Genomic DNA, 20717 nt, shown 5'->3' with positions numbered 1-20717 from the left:
GATAGCCTCCTGGTTCAACTTAGTTTCAGAACATCAAACAGATCACGGCCCACATCACGGCCCACATGGAAATATCCGCCCGACTTTAGAAAATGCCGGGCGGATATTCAGGGTTACCCATTTATTTCAGTACTTTTGCATACCATTCTCTTGCGCGTTTCGTAACTTCTTCGCCGCCCGATTGATTCCACTTCTCGACGAATTCGTCAAACTTGCTGATCGGATATTGCCCAATAATAATTTTTGTGGCGTACTCCACGTAAAGCGTACGATTGTTAATATCCGGGTAACCGTCGTATACGCTAGCCGGCATGCCGTCACCAGCTATGACCTTGGCATACTTCTGAGCTTCTTCCATATTCCGGTTGACCTGGTCAATGGCCCACAATCTATCTTCCGAAGCGGTGCTCTTGTTCAGATCTATCATGAAATCAAGGGTGGATATTTTGGCATACGGATCGAGAATCAGATTCTCTTGGGTACTCTTGTCATCCGGCAGCCGGGTTGCCTGCCCGTCCTTGATCATATGGTGCATACCTTCCACGCCGAGATACAGATCCTTCCAGACTTTTTCGTCATACATATTGTTCAGCAGCTTCATGGTGGCCATCAGCTTCTTCTCATCCTTGTTGTTCTTGACTACCCAGGCTGGAGGGGTAAATCTCTTCCAAGTATAGAAACCATCATAGCCTTCGACTTCCGGGAGGGGAAGTACGGTAAACTCAGCTTTTACGCCCGTATTCTTAAACAAATTTTCTAAAGGCAAGTAACCGTGCTCCACCCAGTGGAAGTAGTTTCCGACCTTGTCCGAATGAATCTTGCCGTCCCACTTATCCTTGGTGTTCAACAGCGACTCCTTGTCGATCAAGCCTTCCTTGTACAGCTTAGACAGGAATTCTAAAGACGCTTTCATATTCGGAGTCACTGCGGAGTAAGTCAACTCGCCGTCATAAATGTCCCAGTCCGGATAACCTTCGAACATGGCCACCCCGTACATCGCAAACAAATGGTCCATCCATCGCGCTTCCTCCCGGCCACCGGTTGGAATTTCGTCCTTCTGTCCGTTTTCGTTTAGATCCTGATCCCGGAATGCCTCCAAAACCTTAATATATTCTTCCTGGGTCTGCGGCATCTGCAGCCCCGACTTGTCGAGCCAATCCTGACGGATCATGCCAGCATATCTGCCATAATCCACCACGCCGGGGATATAATAAATTCTCCCTTGACCAGTGGGGTCGTTCGCCTTGACCACATTCCACATATCCTCTGGAATAGCATTCCACAAATTCGGCGCATGTTCAGGCAGAAGCTCCGTCAGATCGGCAATTGCGCCGTTTTTGGCCAAATTGTCCTCAATCCCCTGCTGAGGCAAGAACAAGTCGGGCATTTCATTGGCGGCAATCTTCAGGTTTAACTGATTCAAATAGTTGGTGCCTCCATTCCATTCCACATACGGATGGATCACGCCAACGCCAAGCTTTTCCTTATAAAATTCATACAGCTTGCTGCCTTTTTCGACCGGTTTGTATCCGATGTTAGTACCCCAAACCTCAATATCGACGACCTCTTCACCAGCGGATGTCTGTTTTTGGTTCGCGGCTGATGAACCTTCGGAAGCTTTTTTGCTTCCGCCGCAACCCGTTAACACCGTAGTCATTGCAAGAACACTTATCGCCAATAATACGCCGATTTTTTTAAGCTTCATTCTTTTTCCCCCTTTGGAAAGAAATCAGGTTTATGTCTAATTTGCAAAAACGAACACCCCTAGATACTAACCTTTTACGGAGCCGATCATAGCTCCTTTTACAAAATATTTTTGCAGGAAAGGATACACCAAAATGATCGGAATGATCGCAAAGATCACGGTCGCCGCTCTTAAAGTCCGCTCATTATAGTTAAGATCAGCTGTAGTCGGAGCGCCTGCCATGATCACATTGCCGTCCGTAATGAACTGCCGGATTTTAATCTGCAGCGGAAACCAGTCCGTATTTTGCAAGAAGAACAGCGGATGCTGAAATTGGTTCCATAACACCACACCGTAAAATAAAGCAAGGGTCGCCAGCACTGCCTTGGACAGTGGAAGCACGAAATGAAACAGCATTCGGAAATATCCGCACCCTTCGAGAAAAGCGGCTTCCTCCAATTCCTTGGAGAATTGCTTGAAGAAGGTTCTCATGATGATTAAATTGAACGGATTCAGAATATGCGGTATGACCAGAACGAGCGGGTTATCATAGAGACCAACGCCGCGGACCGTCAGGAAATAAGGGACAATCGGCGCCTTAAAGATCATGGCGATCACTACAGCTACCATAATCACGGAGCCCCAGCGAAATTCGGGCTTCGACAGCGGATAAGCGAACAAGGCGGTCATCAGAAGCGCCAATGCCGTTCCGATTAACGTAGTACCGAGCGTCAGAAGGAATGATTTCCATAAATCGGGACGATCGATAATGTACTTCCATGAATCTAGTGTAAATTGCTTCGGCCATAGCGTTACCAGGTTCATATCTACGGCGCTTTTGGAGCTAAACGAAGTGGCGATAACGGACAGGAGCGGTATAATTGCAGCAACAGAGAACAGGACGAGCAATACCGTGATTGACGTAACGAATATTTTTTCCCCTCTCGATTCAAGCATATTACCATAACCCCCCGTCCGAAACTTTCTTCGATAGCTTATTGAAGGTATACACCATAACAAATCCAATCACCGATTGAAACAATCCTACCGCCGTAGCAAAACTGTACTGTGCCTGCTGTATGCCCGTCCGGAACACATACGTATCCAGAATATCTCCTACATTATAGGTCATCGGGGTGAGCAGGTTGTACACTTGATCAAAGCCCAGATCCAGGAAATTTCCGATCTCGAGCAGAAACAGTACCAATACGGTAGGCAGCAGCAGCGGAAATGTAATATGGCGGATTTGTCTAAGCTTGGAAGCGCCATCAATCATCGCCGATTCATAAAGCTGCGGATCAATCGCACTAACGGCGGCCATATACACCACGGTTCCCCAGCCGGCATCCCTCCATATCGAAGCTAGAACATAAATAGGTCTGAAGTATGCGCTTTCCTGCATAGCCAGAACAGGTTCATGACCCAGCCACCCGATGATCAGGTTGAACAAGCCGCTCAATGAAAAGAAATCGAAGAGAATGCTGCCAACGATAACCCATGATAGAAAGTGCGGAATGTACAGTGCAGTCTGGATCCCTTTCTTCAATGCTGATTTCCGAATCTCGTTGATCATGAGAGCAAGCAATACGGGCACCGGAAAGACCAATACAAGCTTGAAAAATCCAAGCATCAAGGTATTGCCGAACACGCGGGCAAAGTCTGGATGCTCCAGCAACGTGCCAAAATGCTTGAGACCTACCCATGGACTATTGAGAAACCCTTGAAAAACCGAATAGTCTTTGAATGCGATTACAGAACCGGCCAGCGGAATGAATTTAAAAACGATGAGAAAAACGATTCCCGGGATTGCCATCACATACAGCGGCCAATAAACCTTCATTCGATGAAACGCAACTGCTTTCAATCTTGTCCCTCCTTGATTTCTAGGTGTTGAATTCGTTAACAGTGCTACTATACAATTCGGGAAACCATCGCTCAATCGGTCGTTTTTAAGTTCCTGCCCGGTCTTTTTTTAGGATGCTGCAGCCAAATTAATATACATTCATGCGATGAAAACGAACTGTTTTCAATCTGTCTGTCCCCCCTTGAATCCCAAGTGCTGTATCCGCTTACAAACTTACTATACAGCCAGTGTCATCCGTAACCAATCGGTCATTTTTAAGTTCCTACCCGGTCTTTTTTAGGAGAAAATCAAAACCACTCCTGCTTGGAGTGGCCTGAATATGACTTTCAATTAAGCGCGCGACCGGCTTTTGCGGTATTCGCTGGGTCTTTGCCCAGTCAGCTTCTCGAACAGCCGCGCGAAATGCTGCGTATCCAAATATCCTACCCGCTCGCAAATTTCATAAACCTTCAAATCCGTCCTTTCCAGCAGTTCCTTCGCCTTGCCGATTCGGACCTGTCCCAGAAAGTTGATATAGGTATCCCCCGTTTTTTGCTTGAATAACTGGCTTAAGTAATAAGGACTGATAAAAAAACGGGAAGCCAATTCCGCAAGGGTAATCGGATCGCTGTAATGCTGTGATACGTATTCTTTAACCTCGGCGATGATATCCTTCTTCTTAGGCACGTTATGTTCTAACTTAAACACAATAATGCGCCGGATGATCTGAATCATCCACTTTTCCAGGCGCTCCAGCGTACGGAAGCTCGATATGGCCTCCAGAGACAAAATATTGCGCCCCAGGAAGTCATTTTGCTGCAGCTGTTGAAACGACATCTTCCGCACACTCGATAGAAGGATATTGATACAATGCAATTGGAGATCCGTAGGGCTCATGCTTTGCTGAGCCTCCATGCCCCGGAAAATCTCGCGGATAATGCCGACACATCCCTCTTCGTTCATATTGTCGAGCTCCGCCTCCAGTTTGTTGATCAGTTCTTCAGGAACAGGATGGCGGCGTCCCGTCAGGTTGACCGTGTCGGGATAAGGGATTACGGCTCCCTCCCCCTTGATGACCTTGTAGCTTAAGGCATAACGGGCTTCTTCAAAAGATTGGCCGATTCCCGCGGCCCTTTCCTGTAAAGTGCCGATTCCGAAAGTAACGGACAAGTTCAGTTCCTGGAACAACGCAGCCTTCAGACCGTGGACAGCACGAATCAGTTCATCATATCCGATTGTCTCGGTAAGGCTAACTACAACGGCCACTTGAGATCCAGAGTAACGGAATCGATATACGGCCTTGTACCGTTCCAAGGCCCGGTCGATTTGCTGAAGCACAGGCCAAAGACCGCCTTCTTTGACGCAGCCAAAACCATCGTCGAATTCCAGCAGCGCACATACGAACCGTACGCCCTTCGTTTGTATCCCGGCGATTCGCAGCGTTTCTTCCACATGAACCGTACTGTCGCTGCCGTTATCCAGGATATCCCGCAGTACATTTTCCTGCATGCGGCGGTGTGCCTCCCGCTTCAAGTCGTCTACCTCCTGAAGCTTGGCTCTTTCCTCGCGGATGTCCTCCATGACTTGACGGACGCAGTCGCGAAGCTCCACTTCCTCCACCGGCTTGTTGATATAGAATTGTACCCCCAGGTGTATGCCTCTTCGGGCATATTCGAAATCGGCATAACCGCTTAGGAGTATGAATTTGGCGCTGTTTCCCGCATCTTTCAGCATTTTGATCATTTCCAGGCCATCCGCCTGCGGCATCCGAATATCCGTAATAACAATATCCGGCTGCCGATTTTGTATCAATGTAAACCCTTCCAAACCGTTATATGCGGTGCCGACTATCTCGCAATCGGGAATATAGCGGCTTATTATTTTTTTCAGACCGTCCGCAATCCCTTTTTCATCATCGACCAAAACCAGTTTCATCCCAAGCACCTCTCTTTTCATTTCGCACCCTGCTGCAATTCAGATCTTGGGGATTAAAATTTCAACCGTCGTGCCAATTCCAAGTTCGGAACGAATTGTCAAACCATACTGATCTCCATAATGGAGCTTGATGCGTTCTGCGATATTTTTAAGACCTAACCCTTTAGTGTCCGTTTCATCCATAATTTCCAGTTTGTACTTGTCAGACCCGGCTGCATCCAAAAGTGCACACAGCTTCGCCTGCATCTCCTCAGTCATACCGATCCCATCGTCTGTGATCCGGATTAAAATTTCGCCCGCTTCCGTCAGGAACCCTTCAATTACGATATGCATAGTCCGGCTGTAGTCTTCGAATCCATGATTAACACTATTCTCTACAATGGGCTGGAAAACCAGCGGGATGATGCTGCATTGCTGCAGCTCCTCGGGAATTCGGATATCTAGGAGAAACTTATTATCGAACCGCAAATTCTGAAGCTGTACATAATTCGCCGTATACTCCAGTTCATGCTGCACCGAATGCTGCCTGCCTTCCTTCCCCAAAGCAAGCCGGAACATTCGAGCCAATATCTTGATCATAGCGGCCGTCTCCTCATCATCGTTCACCAGCGCCTTCATGCGGATAGATTCCAAAGTGTTGTACAGCATGTGAGGGTTAATCTGGTTCTGGAGTGCGATGAGCTTGGCTCTGCGATGCTTGATCTCCCCGATATAGACATCCTCAATCAAGGTTCGAATCGTTACGATCATCTTGTTATAGCTGTTGACCAAACTGCCGATCTCGTCATTGGCCTGATTTCTCTCGATAGGCTGGTATTGCCCTAATTCCGCCTGCTTCATGCTCTTGCGGAGCGCCTGAATCGGCTTGGTAATCGTATAGCTTAAACCAAGAGACATAAGCGTTACGATTAAACAACTTGCCAGAATCACCATCACAGTCATCCCTTTGATCTGATTAATCTTGGATAGAAGCTTCTCGCGAGGAATCTCCGTCCTGATCAACAGATTGCCCAATTCCGTGTTGCCCGACAAAACAATTTTGTCCTTGCTGCTCACATCATTAGAAGAAGACATGCCCGCTTCCAACACCTGCTGCCAAGACAGCCGGCCGCTGGCCGCATCGGACTGATAGACAATTTCCCCTTGACGATTGCTTATAGTGACACTCATACCGTATTTGTCCCTCGCGGTGACAAATTCTTGATCAAGCTGCAGTAAGGCAAACGGGTCCAGATCGATGAGCAAAATCCCTGCATAGGCCCCCTCCGAATTCAGGAGTACTCTGCCCACTGTTACAATGGCTCCTTCCCCCTTGTCATCGTAATAAGAACGATCGTGCACCCCAGTAATAAAAAAAGTCTCATCCAAGCTGCGAAGCTTCGTGAACCACGCCTGGGACAATAGAGCGTTCTCGTTAACCACGCTAGTGGTCGTAGTATACTGGTATACGCCGTTATCGCGGCTGATCAGCATCACGGTACCGATCTCCGGTTTAAGCATAGCGACCCGCATGAGCAGCCGCTGAACGGCGACCCGCTCCAGGATTAATTCATCCATCGATCTGTTCCGCTCTTCCCCAAGCCTATAAATCAGTTCACCGTCGATGAGTACGGACTTGGTCACCTTGTCATATTCTTTCATCAGTTCGTTCAAAGAAGTTCTGATCTGGGACGTGTACAGAGCGGCAAACTCCTGCGAGGAATCTTCCAGTCCCGCTGCCGACTGGCGAAAAATGATTGCGCTTACACCAATGAGCGGAATAACGCAAATTAGAAGGTAGCCCAGCATTAATTTTTTTTGGAACTTCATGTTTCTTATTCGCGAAGCTGCTATGCGGATCCAATGATTATACTTCATCATCCGTATCCTTCCTTGCTGAACTTGTATTTGTAAGCTCCAATTATATCTCTTTTAAGAAAATACATAAAGACAAAGAACGGCCTCAAAATTGCCGACGTAGGTATGCCAAATCGACATACCTAGAGGTTGAATCCACATGCACAGATACTATACGATGATTTGAAACTGCATTCAACTGGGCATTTTTAAGTTTATTATCTGTCTTTTTTAAGAATAAAAGAGGGCTCCTTATAATTTTAGTAGCTATCTTGTAGACCCCTTTCTTTACGGCCCGCCGAATGTGCCAGATGGCCTCGTGGGCGTTCCACTTGGCCGGCATCCATTCCACCGCTTCCGCCGTATACCTTCACCCGTTTCCATGCTTTCCAAGGAATGTCCCTACGGTGCACTTTGTCGTACAGCGCGTGAAATCGCCGCTTCGGATTTTCCTTGGCCGCTAGGTATAGTACTTTTTGGGATTGTTGAGCTTTTCCATTGCCGTTGTTAGCAGATTTCACTGCATTCACTGACTCTTAACTCCTCCATTACGTTAACAAAGCAGGGGACTTTCCCTCCACAAGGTTGTGTTGTCCTTGCTTCGCAGGTACTACAGCCCCCTCCGCCTCCCTCCCCGCAGCTCGCCACTTCACCTTTCGAACTTATAGGTTCGCTTTCTACGGCGTTTGCCATGCGAGGTAGGGTTTCCCTAGTTTCAGTCACAGCCTTCTCAACATGCCGATCATCTACACCGAGAGTTCTTCCGCGTTGCGTTTCCAAGTGCTTCACGAGTACCATGGCCTTCACCCAAGGTCTCGGGGCTCGGCTCACTCTTGTCCTTTACAGGTCTTTTTTGACAGTGCGGCAGGATTCACTTCATGTTACGGCCTGCTGATATACTCGCTCTTCCGTAGAAGTGCTTTGTCACGGGGATTCAATCTTAGGATCTCTCCACCAGTTGCCCGTTAGCTACAAGGCGACTTGGCTCTTACCTCAACCGGACTTTCACCGGTTAGTTGTGCCTAACTTGAGCTAGGCGCGCAAACTATATAAAAAAAGGCGCTTCCAATACTAGGAAGCACCAAAAAATTAATTGACAAACGAAATAATTCAAGTGTCCGACTTGCAATTGAAATTTTGGAACATAAATTACCACAAAATAGTTGAATATATTATCTATGCTCCTGGCGATGGAGTGGCTCTGAATGCATTTACAGTCTTGTCCATAACAACCTGTGCATCACTTCCCGAATCAAGAATCGTATTTTGAAGCGATTCTTTTTCTACCAATACTGTTGTTACGGTAAGCGGCTCCGATGCTTCGGTAGTCAACAAAGCGCCTACTTGCGCAGAGAAACAAGAATCACTTATCTTGGCATGAACCTCCGTAGCAACAACATGATTATTAGAAATATAATTTCCATTACCCGAAACAATACGTATGATTACAGGTGTTGCACCTACCGGCTTGATTTTCTGAGAATTAATTCCTTCAGAAAAGTGATTAGCAATTATAGAATTATTATTACCACTGATATAGAGGAGACCATACAAATCATCTAAACCATTGTCTATTCCCAGAAAAGGGGTCCAAGGTTCATGGTCACGTAAAAAGTGATTTGAAGAAACCAAGTTTTCCGAACAATTTTCCCTGAATACCACCATTCCTGGATAAAATGAATGAAGTCTGTTATTTGTGATACTGGAACGTGTCACACCATCAAAATAGATACTGCTCGCACCTCGTGGAAAAACATTATTCGCTGTAATCAAAAGTCCACCAAAATTTTGAGCGTAAATTGAATATCCTTTAAAACCGGCTCCTATCAAGTTATCGGTTATTTTTGAAGCCTGTCCCCAGCCTCGTAGTTCTATACAGTTACCACATTCAGCTATGAAATTATCATGTATAGTCAGTGCATCAGCATGATAGATCGTAATTCCATGCTCTAAATACACAAACCCCATGCCTGTAATCCGAAATGAGTCACAAGCGCTCGCAACATAAATACCCGTTTTCCCATTAATATATGTGTTTTCCGGATGTATTTCTCCTGAACCATCTTCAATAAAATGCAAACCATCAATACAAAAATCAGAAAACTCTACCGAACTTATTCGGGGATTTCCACTTCGTTCAACATAAAATGCAGCTCCTTTATATTCCTCGTCATTCACTTCTAGGGGAATATCTACGAGTATGCGACTTCCTCCCGGCCACAATTCATGCAAATCCGGCCATTCATTCTCAGAAGTATTAAAACGAATACTCGAAGATGTAAACCCGTGTCCAGAACCCATAATTTTAAGATAACTGATGTCTATAACTACTTGACTGACAAGATGATAATCTCCCGGTGGAATATAGATTACCGCACCCGGCTTTCCGCCTTTATTCACATCAGTGTCCGTTTGCCTACTTTTAATATCTGCTATAATGCTATTGATTACCTCGCCAATATCCTCATACGGATTACCGACAGGCCACTCTGTTACGTCGTAATAGTTTTTACTAGCCATAAATAAAATCTCCTATCCACTTAGTGTGTTTGTTCAAGACGTTCAGATTCTTTATAAGACTTTATGAACTCACTCAATTCTTATTATCTTTCATCTAAAACGGAAAGTACCTTCTACTTGTCGACAACACTATATATTCCGCATGCACGTCGAAGTTTAGGGGAGGATTACCAACCTTTAATCCGCAGCAGGAGCTTCCCTGCCAATTTAGACATAGAGTAAGTCTTTGAAATCAAAGACTAACAAAGCTAACCTGCTTCCACGGGCTCCCCTCATCACAAGCATTCTACGCTTCCCACGCATGGTCCCTCGCTAAGGCAAGGCAGCCGATCGTCCCTGCATTATTTGCTAACGCCGGCGTCACGATATATTGGGCGAGATCGGGCGTTCGGACATAATTGTTCAGCAAATCCTTGAATATCACGCGCACGCGCTGAACCATGTGCTCTTGCTGCATAACGCCCCCACCGAAAATAATCCGCTCCGGGGAAAACTGGAGCGTCGCGGTGTACGCACATTGCGCAATGTAATACGCTTCGATCTCCCAGTACAGGTGATCTGCTGGCAGTTCTTGGCCCTTCACACCGAATCGCTTCTCGATCGCCGGCCCCGCCGCCAACCCTTCCAGACAATTCTGATGATAGGGACAAGCCCCTTCAAAGTGATCGTCGGGGTGCTGACGAACGAGAATATGTCCCATCTCTGGGTGACTGAATCCTTCGATGAATTGCCCCTGCTGGATGGCCCCGCCGCCGACGCCCGTTCCGATCGTATAGTAGACGATACTGGACAAGCCTTGGCCGTGCCCTTTCATATATTCCCCATAGGCTGCTGCATTGACATCGGTTGTCCAAGCGATTGGCACATGCAATGCCTCGGTTATCGTCCCTACAAAGTCAAAGTCCTTCCAGGCCAGCTTCGGTGTCGAGGTAATATAGCCATACGTTGGCGAAGCCGGATGAATATCAATCGGACCAAATGAGCCGATTCCAATCGCCTGTAAATCCTCTGCATATTGTTGGAAAAAATCAATCACGAGCGCTAGCGTCTCACTTGGCGTCGTTGTGGGATAGCTGACTCTCTTGATAACCTCCAGTTCTGACGTGCCTACGCTGCAGACGAATTTCGTCCCGCCCGCCTCAATCGAGCCCAGTAGCATTTCTCTTCCTCCTATCACTGTTCTTCCGTCAGATGTACATCCAATTCATAGATCATTTGATCGATTTCCTTCTTGTCCATTAACTCCACCAAGAGCGCGACGACATTCTTGGCCAGCTCCTCATAAGGCTGGATGACGCTTGGAAAAGAAGGATAGGTCATCTGCGCACATAGGTCCCATCATATCCGACTCATCTCAATGCTTGAGGAGCCCGAATGCCTCGCTTCAAAGTTTGTCTAAGCATCGCAATGATGACCAAATCTATCGAGAAGATCCCATCGATATCTGGATACTACGTCAGATATTGATGGAAAACACCGCTTTCTTTGCCACATCACTAATATTCGCCACGATCGAGCACCCTTTCTCATCTTTCAACCAACTAAGTACGTATTTCACGAAGGTTTAATCTAATTATTGTATTAGGAGAATCGCTCGTCACCGTAATTATTCGCTTGCCCTTTTTCATGAAGTTATTTACAGAGAACATTTTCCCTGATTCCACTCCAAAAATCTCTAAGCTGCAGCTATCGGAATACAAAAGAAGCGGTTCATTGTCAGCAGCCACCATCGATTTCCCTGTTTTTCCAAACGGATTGTTAACATTGAAATATTCTATACGCGTTCGAGAACAAACAATTTGATCGGCGACTCCCTGCTCATTCTTGATGGTCAACGTTAAAGTACCCTGAAGATCCGTTCGATCTAATTCGAGCATAAAACTCTCCGACATTTCTGCGGTTAACAGACGCTCTTCTTTCCAGACAAAAATCTCTTGAAACAGATACTGATTCTTCATATATTGCGAGATTTCTTGAATAGGTCTGAAGCCTAATTGAGAACCCTCCAAAGTCACTTCTCTTGGCAAGCTCATCGCCCCGCACCACTGATCCATCTCTGACGTTGGGCCAAAATCTTTCCACCATGGCATCCAATCCCATCCATTCTGCCAAGCCATCATAATCCTTCGACCTTGATGGTCTAAAATCGATTGCGGCGCGTAAAAGTCAAACCCATAATCAATGACTTCTTCGGATTCAATCCTAAACTTCCCGGTCGCATCATCGATGGTTCCAACCAAATATAGCGTTGTCGTCTCACCGAGTCCCATTGGTGAAAAAAGAAGGACCGCCTTCTCTCCGATCCTAAAGAAATCCGGACATTCCCACATGGTCCCATAATTGCCTTCATAATCAACGAATGGGCCCGAGAGTTCCCAATCCACTAGATTATCCGACGTGTAATACAAGGCGTTTCCTCTCCCCGAAATACTCGTACCGACAATCATATGATACCGGCCATTATGCTCCCATACCTTCGGATCACGAAAATTCTCAGGCGTAACACCCGGATAATCCGCATCGATAATCGGATTTCCCGCATACTTCGTAAACTTCAACCCATCTTCACTGATCGCAAGACATTGGGTCTGAATCACCTTCTCCCCTTGGAGGACCGTTCCGGTGTAGAAGATATATAATCGACCATCTTTCTCGATCGCTGTTCCTGAGAAACAGCCGCCTTTTTCATGATCGTCATAAGCTTCGCTCGGCGCCAATGCCACAGGGAGGTGCTCCCAGTGAATCAAATCTTTACTTTTGGCATGACCCCAGTACATTGCACCCCAATAAGGCTTGTATGGATGAAATTGATAGAATAAATGATACTCGCCTCGATACTGAATGAATCCATTCGGGTCATTCAACCAACCAACAGGTGTGCAGAAATGATAATTTTGGCGATATTGACTTTGACTGATTTTATTACGATACTGGTTCAAATAGATATTTGCTTCTGCAATTCTTCGCTCATGCAAATCCATACTGATCACTCCACATCGTTGTATTATTCCTTCACGGACCCGGCCAACATGCCAGATACCAGATATTTCTGTAAGAAGAACGAAATGACAATTACCGGAAAACTAAATAAAGTTGCTGCCGCAGTCATCGGTCCCAGATCCAAGTTGTATGCCGTCAAAAACTCCGACAACGCAACGGGCACGGTCTTTGCTGAGCTGCTCGTCAGTAGAAGTGCTAGCAAGAAATCGTTCCACGCCAACAAAAAGGTGAAGATCCCCGTCGAAATGATCCCTGGAATGGTGATCGGCAGAATGACTTTTCGAAAGCTCACAATCGGGGAAGCCCCGTCAATCGAAGCCGCCTCATCCATATCGATTGGAATGGCTTTAAAAAAGCTAATCATCATCCACAGTACAAATGGCATATTGACAGCTGCATACACCACGACTAGAGCAGGCAAATAATCATATAAACCGAATTTTTGGATCAATGCGTAAATTGGTACCGCGATACTGGACATCGGAATCATCTTGAGGCACAGAACAAGTACCAAAAAAAACCCGCTTAATTTCGATGCTGCTGTTCTGGAAATAGCATACGAAGCCATAGATCCTAAGATAAGACATATAAGAGTACCCACTGATGCTGCAACAATACTGTTGATAAAGAATCTACCCATCCCCGCATATTGCGATAATTGAATATAATTCTCGATCGAGAAAGCCTTTGGGTAAAAAGTTGGCGACGTGGAAATTACCTCGTTGGACGGCTTAAATGAGGATAGCAACATATATAGGTACGGAAATATAAAGACGACCAAGAACAATGCAGCTACTCCGTACATGATAAAGATCCAAACATTGTCTTTTCTATTTCGCCCAAGTTGTTCTGCAAACAATGGAATCGTCTCCCTATTCTTTTACTTTTCGCATGGATAGCAATGTAATTCCTACCAACAGCACAATGAAGATCACGGCCATTGCACTCGCATACCCTACATCACCGTACCGTTGAAGCATCTTGTAAATATGCACGCTCAAGAGCTCGGATGAATTGATAGGTCCCCCTTGCGTCATGACCCAAATAATATCGAAGGAACGCGCAGCATCAATAATCCGCACGACCAGAGCGCTCATAAGAATCGGTTTAATATTCGGTATTATAATCTTGAAAATCATTTGCGAACGACTTGCACCTTCGATTTCCGCCGCTTCGTATAGACTGTCCGGAACACCTTGAATCCCCGCTAGAAACATCAACATCATAAAGGGTGTTGTTAGCCAGACATCCGCAATGATACATGACAGGAGTGAAATTTTAGGGTCGGCCAGCCAGAGTATGCTGCTGGTGGATTCAATAAGCCCCAGCTTTACCAATAACGTATTAATAATGCCGAACTGGTTGCTCAGCATGAATTTCCAGATCAAGCCGGCCACGAGCGGTGCAATCATTAATGGCGACAAAATCAAGGTGCGTAAGAAGCGGAACCCACGATATTTATGCGTAAAAACAACTGCTAAGGTCAAGCCAATTATTGTCTCAAAGCCTACTGCCAACAACACATAAATGACCGTATTCTTAAACGACTTCCAAAACGAAGCAGATTCTACGGCACGGAGGTAATTATCGCCCCCCGCAAAAGTGCGTGTCCCAACATCATTGGTAACAAAGAAACTGTCGAACACGAGCTTGAATAACGGATATAACAAGAACAGGAACATAAAAATAGCTGCTGGCAAGAAAAACAACATCAATGTTTTTCGATCAATGGTCGAAGACACTCGTTTCTGAGATTTTTTTTTTGGAAGAGACTCTTCTGTTATCGTGATCATGCGCATCGTTAGACTCCTTGCTTAGGTGGCACGTTCGAACGCACCACCTTTTTTCTATCTGCCTAGAATTTCTTCGATTTGTTCTTTAGCCAATGTTAATTCCGTGGCTGGATCGCTGCCGGATAGAACCTTTTGCAGCATCGGCGAGAGGACTTCATTCTCAATTTGGCTCCACTGCTCAATCTGTGGTCTGTTCTGCGTCTGTGCTCCGTCAAGGGTCGCTTCAATCGCCTTCACATGCGCATATTGCGGAATATCAATATACTTTTCAAAGACTGACTTTCGAGCTGCTACCCCTAACGATTCCATATACAGCTCATTTTGATCATACATGAACTTGAGATATTGCTCCGCAATGTCTTTCTTCTGAGAATCCTTCAAGACTACTTGATACCAGGGCCCTGGTACCGCGCCAACCCCCTTCTCTCCCGCAATCATCGGTGCAGCACCAATCCGCCCTGGCAACACTTTATCTGAGGAGAGGTAAAAATGTCCCCACGCAAGCTGCATCGCCAATTTACCGTTATTGAACAGCTCTGCAGTTTCGCTGCTTGCAATGGACAGATAATCCTCAGGGACAACTTTATCTTTGACTAGATTCTGCAGGAAGGTGAGCGATTGGATATACGGCTCTTCAGTGATATTCACTTCACCATTACGATCCAGCACCAAGGAATCAACGCCCGCTTGAGTAACATGGTCGAGCCAACTGCTGACAGCATCGCCGCCTGTCTGACCGAAAACGGACGTGCCATACATTCCATTGTTCGTGAAGAATTTTGCAACGTCCTCATACTCTTTCCAACTCGTTGGCACCTTCAAGGCATAGCCGAATTCCTTCGCGAAGTTCGCTTGGTTATTCGGGTCCTCGAACAAATCTTTATGGTAGAGCAAAATTTTAGAATTGGTCCAAGTCGGAATCCCTAGCAATTCCCCATTTATCGTAGCGCTTTCACTTAATTGAGGTAAGAAATCATTCATCTGTTCTTCCGTCAACACATTCCCTAATGGTTCCAGTCCCTTCGCTAACGAAGGAAACCATAATACATCAATAATGGCTACATCGTGAGTCGATTTTTTCGCATCAATTTCAGCCTTCAACTTATCGTATACCCCGCTATAAGGAACAGAATCGATCTTAATTTTATAGCCTGTCTGTTCCTCAAACTTCGCTGCGGTTTTATTCGCCACTTCAAAAGCAGGACCACCGCCTTCAACTAATACCGTTAACGTCTTGTCATTAGAGCTACCTGCAGAGTTATTTCCACATCCGACTAACACAACCAAGAAACAAAGAAACAGTACGGCACTCATCATTACACGTGTTGTTTTCATACTTTTCTCCTCTCAACTTATCTAGAACTACCGGACAAAACCGTCGACAAAACCATACAACCACCAAGAATACCAGACCATAATTTCCCTTGCACATTCATGAAGTGATACCCTCAATAAAATATAAGTCCCAGTTTCCCCTCGTTCGATCCCAGCTTGATTCAGGTAGACTGCGTGAATCTTTGATAAATGGCAGTCCGCTTAATGGCTGTTTTATTGCCAAACGTTCATGTCCTGTTCCTGATGTAATTTCATGACGAGATTGGCTTTCCTTATCAATAATTTCAATTCAATGGAAACGATTCACTCATCACATATACATGTTATAATACATTTGTCGATTTGTATTTAGGTAGAATTATTGTTTATTTGTCATATATTGCTTTGAAAAACACTCTGAAGGGAAAGACTAATATGAACTTTCAACAATTATCGCCGTACATCCGGATAGCAATGGATAGTCATATCCCATTCCCTTGGTATTTAGAGGAGAGAGTTTTATTTGACTATGAGTTACTTTACGTTAAGGAAGGCAGAATACAAGTAACCGTCGAGAATGATGTTTTTATCGGGGAACCGGGGGACCTCTTTCTTTTTCGTCCAAAGCAACGGCACTCTATTAGAAAGTTAGGAACAGAATTAGTACGACAACCTCATTTACATTTTGATTTGTTCTATAAGGAGGATAGTCCGGATGTAAAGGTTTCCTTTAAAAAACTTGAAGATATGACTGCGGATGAAATGAAATGGTTTCGAAACGACGATCTTGAGCAAATTATCCCTCAGATTCCCAGTCACATTCGGTTAAGGAATACCTTGGTTATCGAAAGAATCATCTTTGAAATCATAAAAGAATTTCAAATGACGTTACCCTTTTATGAAATGAATATAAAAGGACTGTTTTTGCAGTTATTGAATGTACTTTTACGTGAAAACTACTGGAACTGTAATCCACATCTAGTAACCAATATGGGAGAAATGGAGCAGTTGCGGATGTACTTGAACCACAATATCGACCGAAAGGTAACCTTAGATGAACTTTCCAAAATTTCGGGAATTAGCAAATACTATATGATTTCATTATTCAAACAATCATTCGGGAAGAGCCCAATCCAATATCATCTTTTACTAAGAATAGAAAAGGCGAAGGAAATGATTCAGTTCACTAATGACCCGTTAACGCTCATTGCCGAAAGTGTCGGCTTTCCGGATATTCATTCCTTTAGTAAAGCCTTTAAAAAAATAGATGGAGTTAATCCTTCCTTTTATCGTAAGAAAAAAATCTATAAACATGAACATGAAGATTAGAATTATTCACTATATTCACCTGGAGAGCCTAACAGGAGGATGGTCTTAGTTTCACGAATTAAGGGTTCTTTTTGGGGATGTGTGATGAGCCAGAAGTATGCGGCTAATCAGCCACTGTACCGACAGGAGCAGCAATTCGCACACATGGGGCTGACTCTATCACGCCAGACACTTGCCAATTAGATGATTTATGGTGCGGAGCATTGGCTTTCGCTACTGACCCAGCGGATGAAGACGCATCTATCGAATCAAGACATCCTGCATACCGACGAAACAACGCTGCAGGTACTGTGCGAGCCGGGTAAATCAGCGGCCGGCAATAACAAGTTCTTGATGGGAAAGATCTTTCATGAAGATCCCCCTATGCCCCTCCGCCCCGCTCCCCTGAGCCACAATAACAAGAACTTCAAGATCGAAGGATTCTAAGCAGTGCCAAGTTTCATGCGATATTTATTGAGATAATCTGTCATCCGGTAAATTGCGTCCTTGACGTTACAACGACACCTTGACTCTATGTATAGCATCTCTTTCCTTTCACCAATTCAAGTCGTCCTGAGAAAGCATAATTTACGGCGGATTCGGTTTCACGATCTTCGGCACAGTTGCGCCAGCTTGCTGCTTGCGAACGGCATCAGCTTAAAAGAAGATCAGGCATGGTTAGGACATAGCCATTTTTCCACGACCGCCAACATAGATGTACATCTTGAATACAGTTCAAAGCTTCTTCGGCTCAAATAATGTGCATTAACCTGCAAATTCCGAGTATGCAAAAAGCTCCTGAATCTCCACGAAAGAAGACTCAAGAGCTAATTCTTTGTTAATATAATGCGGTCGAGAGGACTCGAACCTCCACGGGGGTAAGCCCACACGGACCTGAACCGTGCGCGTCTGCCAATTCCGCCACGACCGCATGCTGTCTTGTCTTGCAGAGTATTTTCCGCAGCGACAAGATATATAATATCACGCCCGCCGAAGAGAGTCAACATTTTTTTTATTTTTTTGACCAGGTTGCAATGCACAGATCATACTGCGATTTCCAGGCTTCTAACAGCTTGCCCTATTGCCTGGTTAGCTGAACACTCCACGATCACTACATCAGTACGGCGCAGAGTCATTCATCTTTCTGGCTTCCTTTACTTTCTAGGAGTTATATGTATTGGTTGGCAGACCGCGCTTGGGAAATCCATTTGGGAATGGTCCTGGCTTCCTTCGCTAGCCTGCGGCAGCTTTGCCATCACGATAGTTATCGGAGCAATCGTGCTATATCAGGCCAAGCACATATTATCCCCCGCATATTGGCAGAAAGCTGGAAATAGAGACATCGCCTCCTGATCCAAGCAAGCCATCAAGCTACCTTCCCTAGCCTTATCCTGCAAAAAAAAGCTGTCCTCAGGGCCTTCCAAGGCTCAAGGACAGCTAATTGAATTGCCATATGCGCTACTCACACTAGCGATAGCGCTAACGCTACTGCAGCGCCGACTCTGCCTCCAAAGCTTGCTGCACGCGGGTAACTCCCTGCGATAAAGCGTTGCCTGCGAGCGCAGCGGAGGCTACGGCAACCGTCTCCAGTATTTCTGCGTTTGACGCCCCTTTGGCCCGCGCCTCGTTCACGTGATAGAACGTACAGACCTCTTGGTTCATCGATAACGCAATACCAATAGCGATAAGCTGCTTTGTCTTGGCATCGAGCGCCCCATCGGCGAAACTCTCTCCTGTAACGCGTGGTACGCCTCCGTCACGCCTGGCATCATTTCGCCATAACGGTGAATTTCCTGTTTGTATGCACCTACTTTATCGCTCACAAGCGACATAGACGGACTCCTTTCGTAAGTAAAGTGAAGTTAACGATTAATAACTCAAAGAGCATGAACTTACACTTAATACGTTAACCCCGTCCGCCCAAAAATATGCTAATCCTCCGGTGAAATTCGCGGTTCACGCGAAGGTTGAATGATGTAACTTCGATCCAGCTTAACGACATTGCGATTCGGTCTGCGGATTAATACATGTGTATCATCCCAAGCTACGACGATGCCCCGGATGTCATTATCAGGCATGGCATCCCGCACGACCCGCACTTTTTCACCGGATAATCGATATTCGTTCAATTGTTCATCCGAAATCACGGGGACAATCACCTCCTTGCTCCTATTTTAACATATCATTCACCGGATGTTTATGCTCCAAATATCGTGCTTTTTATCTCATTTACAGCACAGAAAAAGACCCCGCATGGCTACCGCGGAGTCTCACTATATCGTTCACCTTATGACCAAACTACGACCAAAACCAGCAAATTATCCCTAGATTAACGTTGTGCATGCTCCCGGCTGTCATTTTTCTCGAACCAGAAATCAAGCACTTTTGCCGACATCACCCGCTGCTCCAAATAAGCCACCTGCTGAGGGCTGAATTCATCCTTCCAAGGTATAGACAGCTCCTCGCACAAACCCGCAATCGTCAGAAGCTGTGACCAGGCCACATACCGTTTGTACCAGAAAAACTGGGGATGCTCAAGCATATAGGGATAAAGGTCGTCAAATTCCGTATGTTTACAATCCAGGGCACGTTCAAATATAACCTTTGCGTCAGACAGTTTAGATATAAAGAAGTTTACGTCTACAACAGATTGATTTTGATCCCCCATTGTTAAGCCTCCTCTCCCTAGTGCTCCCATTATATCGAAAAAACGAAAACCTGCAAAGGACTGTTGCAAAATTGGTACTATTTTTTTAATTAGGCAAAAGTTATTTTACCGTCTGCAAGCGAAGCAATCTGCACAAGAGATTCCAGCCGAATCCCTTGTTCGCGGATAGTTCTTCCACCGGCCTGGAACGTTTTCTCGACGACGATCCCGGCGCCAACAAGCTCGGCTCCCGAACGCTTAATGATCTTAATCAATCCTTTTGCCGCGTCCCCATTGGCAATAATGTCATCAATGAACAAAATACGATCGTTTTCCGAGATGAAATCCCGCGAAATCAATATGTCTGTCACAATTCCTTTCGTAAACGAAGGAACCCGTTCACAGAGCATATCGGCTTCCGCAAGCAGCGTTTTCTTGCGCCGGGCAAATACCAGGGGGACTCCAAGCTCATAGGCAGCTGCAAATGCCACTGCAATGCCGGAAGATTCAACTGTGACCACGCGGGTCACCTGCTCCAGCTTAAAGCGCCGGGCGAATTCCCGCCCCATCTCCATCGTAAGCTGAGGATCTACCTGATGATTGAGCAGAGCATCGAGCTTCAGCACCTGATCCGAGACAATAACGCCTTCTTCTGCAATTCGTTGTTTTAATTTCTCCATACTTTTTCCTCCCGGTTCATCTCGTTTGTAACAAACTAACACATCTATCTCTTCGCTTCAACAGCAACTATCGAAGCAATAGGACAAGATTAAGTCATGTCCCCATCCTCGGCAACATACCTTGTACTATATATAGCACATCAGCCAGGGGGAAAAC

The 20717-nt window shown here is 45.6% G+C and carries 18 protein-coding genes, 1 tRNA gene and 2 pseudogenes; 3 read left to right on the top strand and 18 right to left on the bottom strand.

What is annotated here, in order from left to right; translation table 11 throughout:
* Window positions 1-121: 121 nt before the first annotated feature.
* The 13 genes from G358_RS0106340 to G358_RS0106280 form a co-directional block, all read right to left on the bottom strand.
* On the bottom strand, window positions 122-1705 hold the full coding sequence (locus G358_RS0106340) for a type 2 periplasmic-binding domain-containing protein (RefSeq protein WP_019636359.1): 1584 nt from the start codon (window positions 1703-1705) through the stop codon (window positions 122-124).
* Window positions 1706-1771: 66 nt separating this feature from the next.
* Window positions 1772-2641: a carbohydrate ABC transporter permease gene (locus G358_RS0106335; RefSeq protein ID WP_019636358.1), complete on the bottom strand. Its 870-nt coding sequence runs from the start codon at window positions 2639-2641 to the stop codon at window positions 1772-1774.
* A gap of 1 nt (window position 2642) precedes the next feature.
* Window positions 2643-3548, bottom strand: coding sequence for an ABC transporter permease (locus G358_RS0106330; protein ID WP_019636357.1), 906 nt, complete (start codon window positions 3546-3548; stop codon window positions 2643-2645).
* A gap of 330 nt (window positions 3549-3878) precedes the next feature.
* The gene (locus G358_RS0106325; RefSeq protein WP_026342102.1) at window positions 3879-5462 is read right to left on the bottom strand and encodes a response regulator transcription factor; all 1584 of its coding nucleotides are present in this window, start codon (window positions 5460-5462) and stop codon (window positions 3879-3881) included.
* Window positions 5463-5501: 39 nt separating this feature from the next.
* Entirely contained in the window at window positions 5502-7322 is a 1821-nt protein-coding gene (locus G358_RS0106320; RefSeq protein ID WP_019636355.1) for a histidine kinase, read from the bottom strand.
* Between the two features lie 236 nt (window positions 7323-7558).
* A complete protein-coding gene (locus tag G358_RS33810) occupies window positions 7559-7819 on the bottom strand; it encodes a TetR family transcriptional regulator (protein WP_240479964.1) in 261 nt (86 codons plus the stop codon).
* A gap of 655 nt (window positions 7820-8474) precedes the next feature.
* Window positions 8475-9818: a NosD domain-containing protein gene (locus G358_RS0106310; RefSeq protein WP_019636353.1), complete on the bottom strand. Its 1344-nt coding sequence runs from the start codon at window positions 9816-9818 to the stop codon at window positions 8475-8477.
* A 286-nt stretch (window positions 9819-10104) separates the two neighbouring features.
* Window positions 10105-10977 (bottom strand): fructokinase ScrK, encoded by an 873-nt coding sequence (scrK, locus tag G358_RS0106305; protein WP_019636352.1) that lies wholly within the window; start codon window positions 10975-10977, stop codon window positions 10105-10107.
* 14 nt (window positions 10978-10991) lie between these two features.
* Window positions 10992-11138 (bottom strand): hypothetical protein, encoded by a 147-nt coding sequence (locus G358_RS32945; protein ID WP_019636351.1) that lies wholly within the window; start codon window positions 11136-11138, stop codon window positions 10992-10994.
* 221 nt (window positions 11139-11359) lie between these two features.
* On the bottom strand, window positions 11360-12799 hold the full coding sequence (locus G358_RS0106295; protein ID WP_019636350.1) for a glycoside hydrolase family 32 protein: 1440 nt from the start codon (window positions 12797-12799) through the stop codon (window positions 11360-11362).
* A 23-nt stretch (window positions 12800-12822) separates the two neighbouring features.
* A complete protein-coding gene (locus G358_RS0106290; RefSeq protein WP_240479962.1) occupies window positions 12823-13386 on the bottom strand; it encodes a carbohydrate ABC transporter permease in 564 nt (187 codons plus the stop codon).
* A gap of 304 nt (window positions 13387-13690) precedes the next feature.
* Window positions 13691-14617: a carbohydrate ABC transporter permease gene (locus tag G358_RS0106285; protein WP_019636348.1), complete on the bottom strand. Its 927-nt coding sequence runs from the start codon at window positions 14615-14617 to the stop codon at window positions 13691-13693.
* A gap of 48 nt (window positions 14618-14665) precedes the next feature.
* Entirely contained in the window at window positions 14666-15946 is a 1281-nt protein-coding gene (locus G358_RS0106280) for an ABC transporter substrate-binding protein (RefSeq protein ID WP_019636347.1), read from the bottom strand.
* A gap of 414 nt (window positions 15947-16360) precedes the next feature.
* Here G358_RS0106280 and G358_RS0106275 point away from each other — a divergent pair, with 414 nt between their 5' ends.
* The 3 genes and pseudogenes from G358_RS0106275 to G358_RS32160 all read left to right on the top strand — a co-directional run bounded on the left by G358_RS0106275 (window position 16361) and on the right by G358_RS32160 (window position 17992).
* The gene (locus G358_RS0106275) at window positions 16361-17254 is read left to right on the top strand and encodes a helix-turn-helix domain-containing protein (RefSeq protein ID WP_019636346.1); all 894 of its coding nucleotides are present in this window, start codon (window positions 16361-16363) and stop codon (window positions 17252-17254) included.
* An 81-nt stretch (window positions 17255-17335) separates the two neighbouring features.
* Window positions 17336-17626: pseudogene (locus G358_RS32165) on the top strand (IS66 family transposase); the annotation flags it as partial.
* Between the two features lie 141 nt (window positions 17627-17767).
* A complete protein-coding gene (locus G358_RS32160) occupies window positions 17768-17992 on the top strand; it encodes a tyrosine-type recombinase/integrase (protein WP_084662682.1) in 225 nt (74 codons plus the stop codon).
* Window positions 17993-18080: 88 nt separating this feature from the next.
* On the opposite strand, the gene G358_RS0106260 is transcribed toward G358_RS32160, so the two are convergent.
* The 5 genes and pseudogenes from G358_RS0106260 to G358_RS0106240 all read right to left on the bottom strand — a co-directional run bounded on the left by G358_RS0106260 (window position 18081) and on the right by G358_RS0106240 (window position 20560).
* A tRNA-Leu gene (locus tag G358_RS0106260) sits at window positions 18081-18164 on the bottom strand.
* A 554-nt stretch (window positions 18165-18718) separates the two neighbouring features.
* Window positions 18719-19065, bottom strand: a pseudogene (locus G358_RS31200) (carboxymuconolactone decarboxylase family protein).
* Window positions 19066-19164: 99 nt separating this feature from the next.
* Window positions 19165-19380 carry a hypothetical protein gene (locus tag G358_RS0106250; RefSeq protein ID WP_019636341.1) on the bottom strand — a complete coding sequence of 72 codons (216 nt, stop codon included), beginning with the start codon at window positions 19378-19380 and terminating at the stop codon, window positions 19165-19167.
* 182 nt (window positions 19381-19562) lie between these two features.
* Window positions 19563-19901 carry a hypothetical protein gene (locus G358_RS0106245; RefSeq protein ID WP_019636340.1) on the bottom strand — a complete coding sequence of 113 codons (339 nt, stop codon included), beginning with the start codon at window positions 19899-19901 and terminating at the stop codon, window positions 19563-19565.
* Between the two features lie 89 nt (window positions 19902-19990).
* Entirely contained in the window at window positions 19991-20560 is a 570-nt protein-coding gene (locus G358_RS0106240) for a xanthine phosphoribosyltransferase (protein WP_019636339.1), read from the bottom strand.
* Window positions 20561-20717: the final 157 nt, after the last annotated feature.

Origin of the sequence: Paenibacillus fonticola DSM 21315 (assembly GCF_000381905.1) — a bacterium.
GTDB classification, from domain to species: Bacteria; Bacillota; Bacilli; order Paenibacillales; family Paenibacillaceae; genus Fontibacillus; species Fontibacillus fonticola.
Note: the sequence above shows the minus strand (reverse complement) of the source record. Positions and strands in the feature narration are given on the sequence as shown.

Coding starts and splice junctions, on each gene's coding strand:
- G358_RS0106340 (WP_019636359.1), bottom strand. CDS start 1,705: ATGAAGCTTAAAAAAATCGGCGTATTATTGGCGATAAGTGTTCTTGCA.
- G358_RS0106335 (WP_019636358.1), bottom strand. CDS start 2,641: ATGCTTGAATCGAGAGGGGAAAAAATATTCGTTACGTCAATCACGGTA.
- G358_RS0106325 (WP_026342102.1), bottom strand. CDS start 5,462: ATGAAACTGGTTTTGGTCGATGATGAAAAAGGGATTGCGGACGGTCTG.
- G358_RS0106320 (WP_019636355.1), bottom strand. CDS start 7,322: ATGATGAAGTATAATCATTGGATCCGCATAGCAGCTTCGCGAATAAGA.
- G358_RS0106310 (WP_019636353.1), bottom strand. CDS start 9,818: ATGGCTAGTAAAAACTATTACGACGTAACAGAGTGGCCTGTCGGTAAT.
- scrK (WP_019636352.1), bottom strand. CDS start 10,977: ATGCTACTGGGCTCGATTGAGGCGGGCGGGACGAAATTCGTCTGCAGC.
- G358_RS32945 (WP_019636351.1), bottom strand. CDS start 11,138: ATGACCTATCCTTCTTTTCCAAGCGTCATCCAGCCTTATGAGGAGCTG.
- G358_RS0106295 (WP_019636350.1), bottom strand. CDS start 12,799: ATGGATTTGCATGAGCGAAGAATTGCAGAAGCAAATATCTATTTGAAC.
- G358_RS0106290 (WP_240479962.1), bottom strand. CDS start 13,386: ATGGCTTCGTATGCTATTTCCAGAACAGCAGCATCGAAATTAAGCGGG.
- G358_RS0106285 (WP_019636348.1), bottom strand. CDS start 14,617: ATGCGCATGATCACGATAACAGAAGAGTCTCTTCCAAAAAAAAAATCT.
- G358_RS0106280 (WP_019636347.1), bottom strand. CDS start 15,946: ATGAAAACAACACGTGTAATGATGAGTGCCGTACTGTTTCTTTGTTTC.
- G358_RS0106275 (WP_019636346.1), top strand. CDS start 16,361: ATGAACTTTCAACAATTATCGCCGTACATCCGGATAGCAATGGATAGT.
- G358_RS32160 (WP_084662682.1), top strand. CDS start 17,768: ATGTATAGCATCTCTTTCCTTTCACCAATTCAAGTCGTCCTGAGAAAG.
- G358_RS0106245 (WP_019636340.1), bottom strand. CDS start 19,901: ATGGGGGATCAAAATCAATCTGTTGTAGACGTAAACTTCTTTATATCT.
- G358_RS0106240 (WP_019636339.1), bottom strand. CDS start 20,560: ATGGAGAAATTAAAACAACGAATTGCAGAAGAAGGCGTTATTGTCTCG.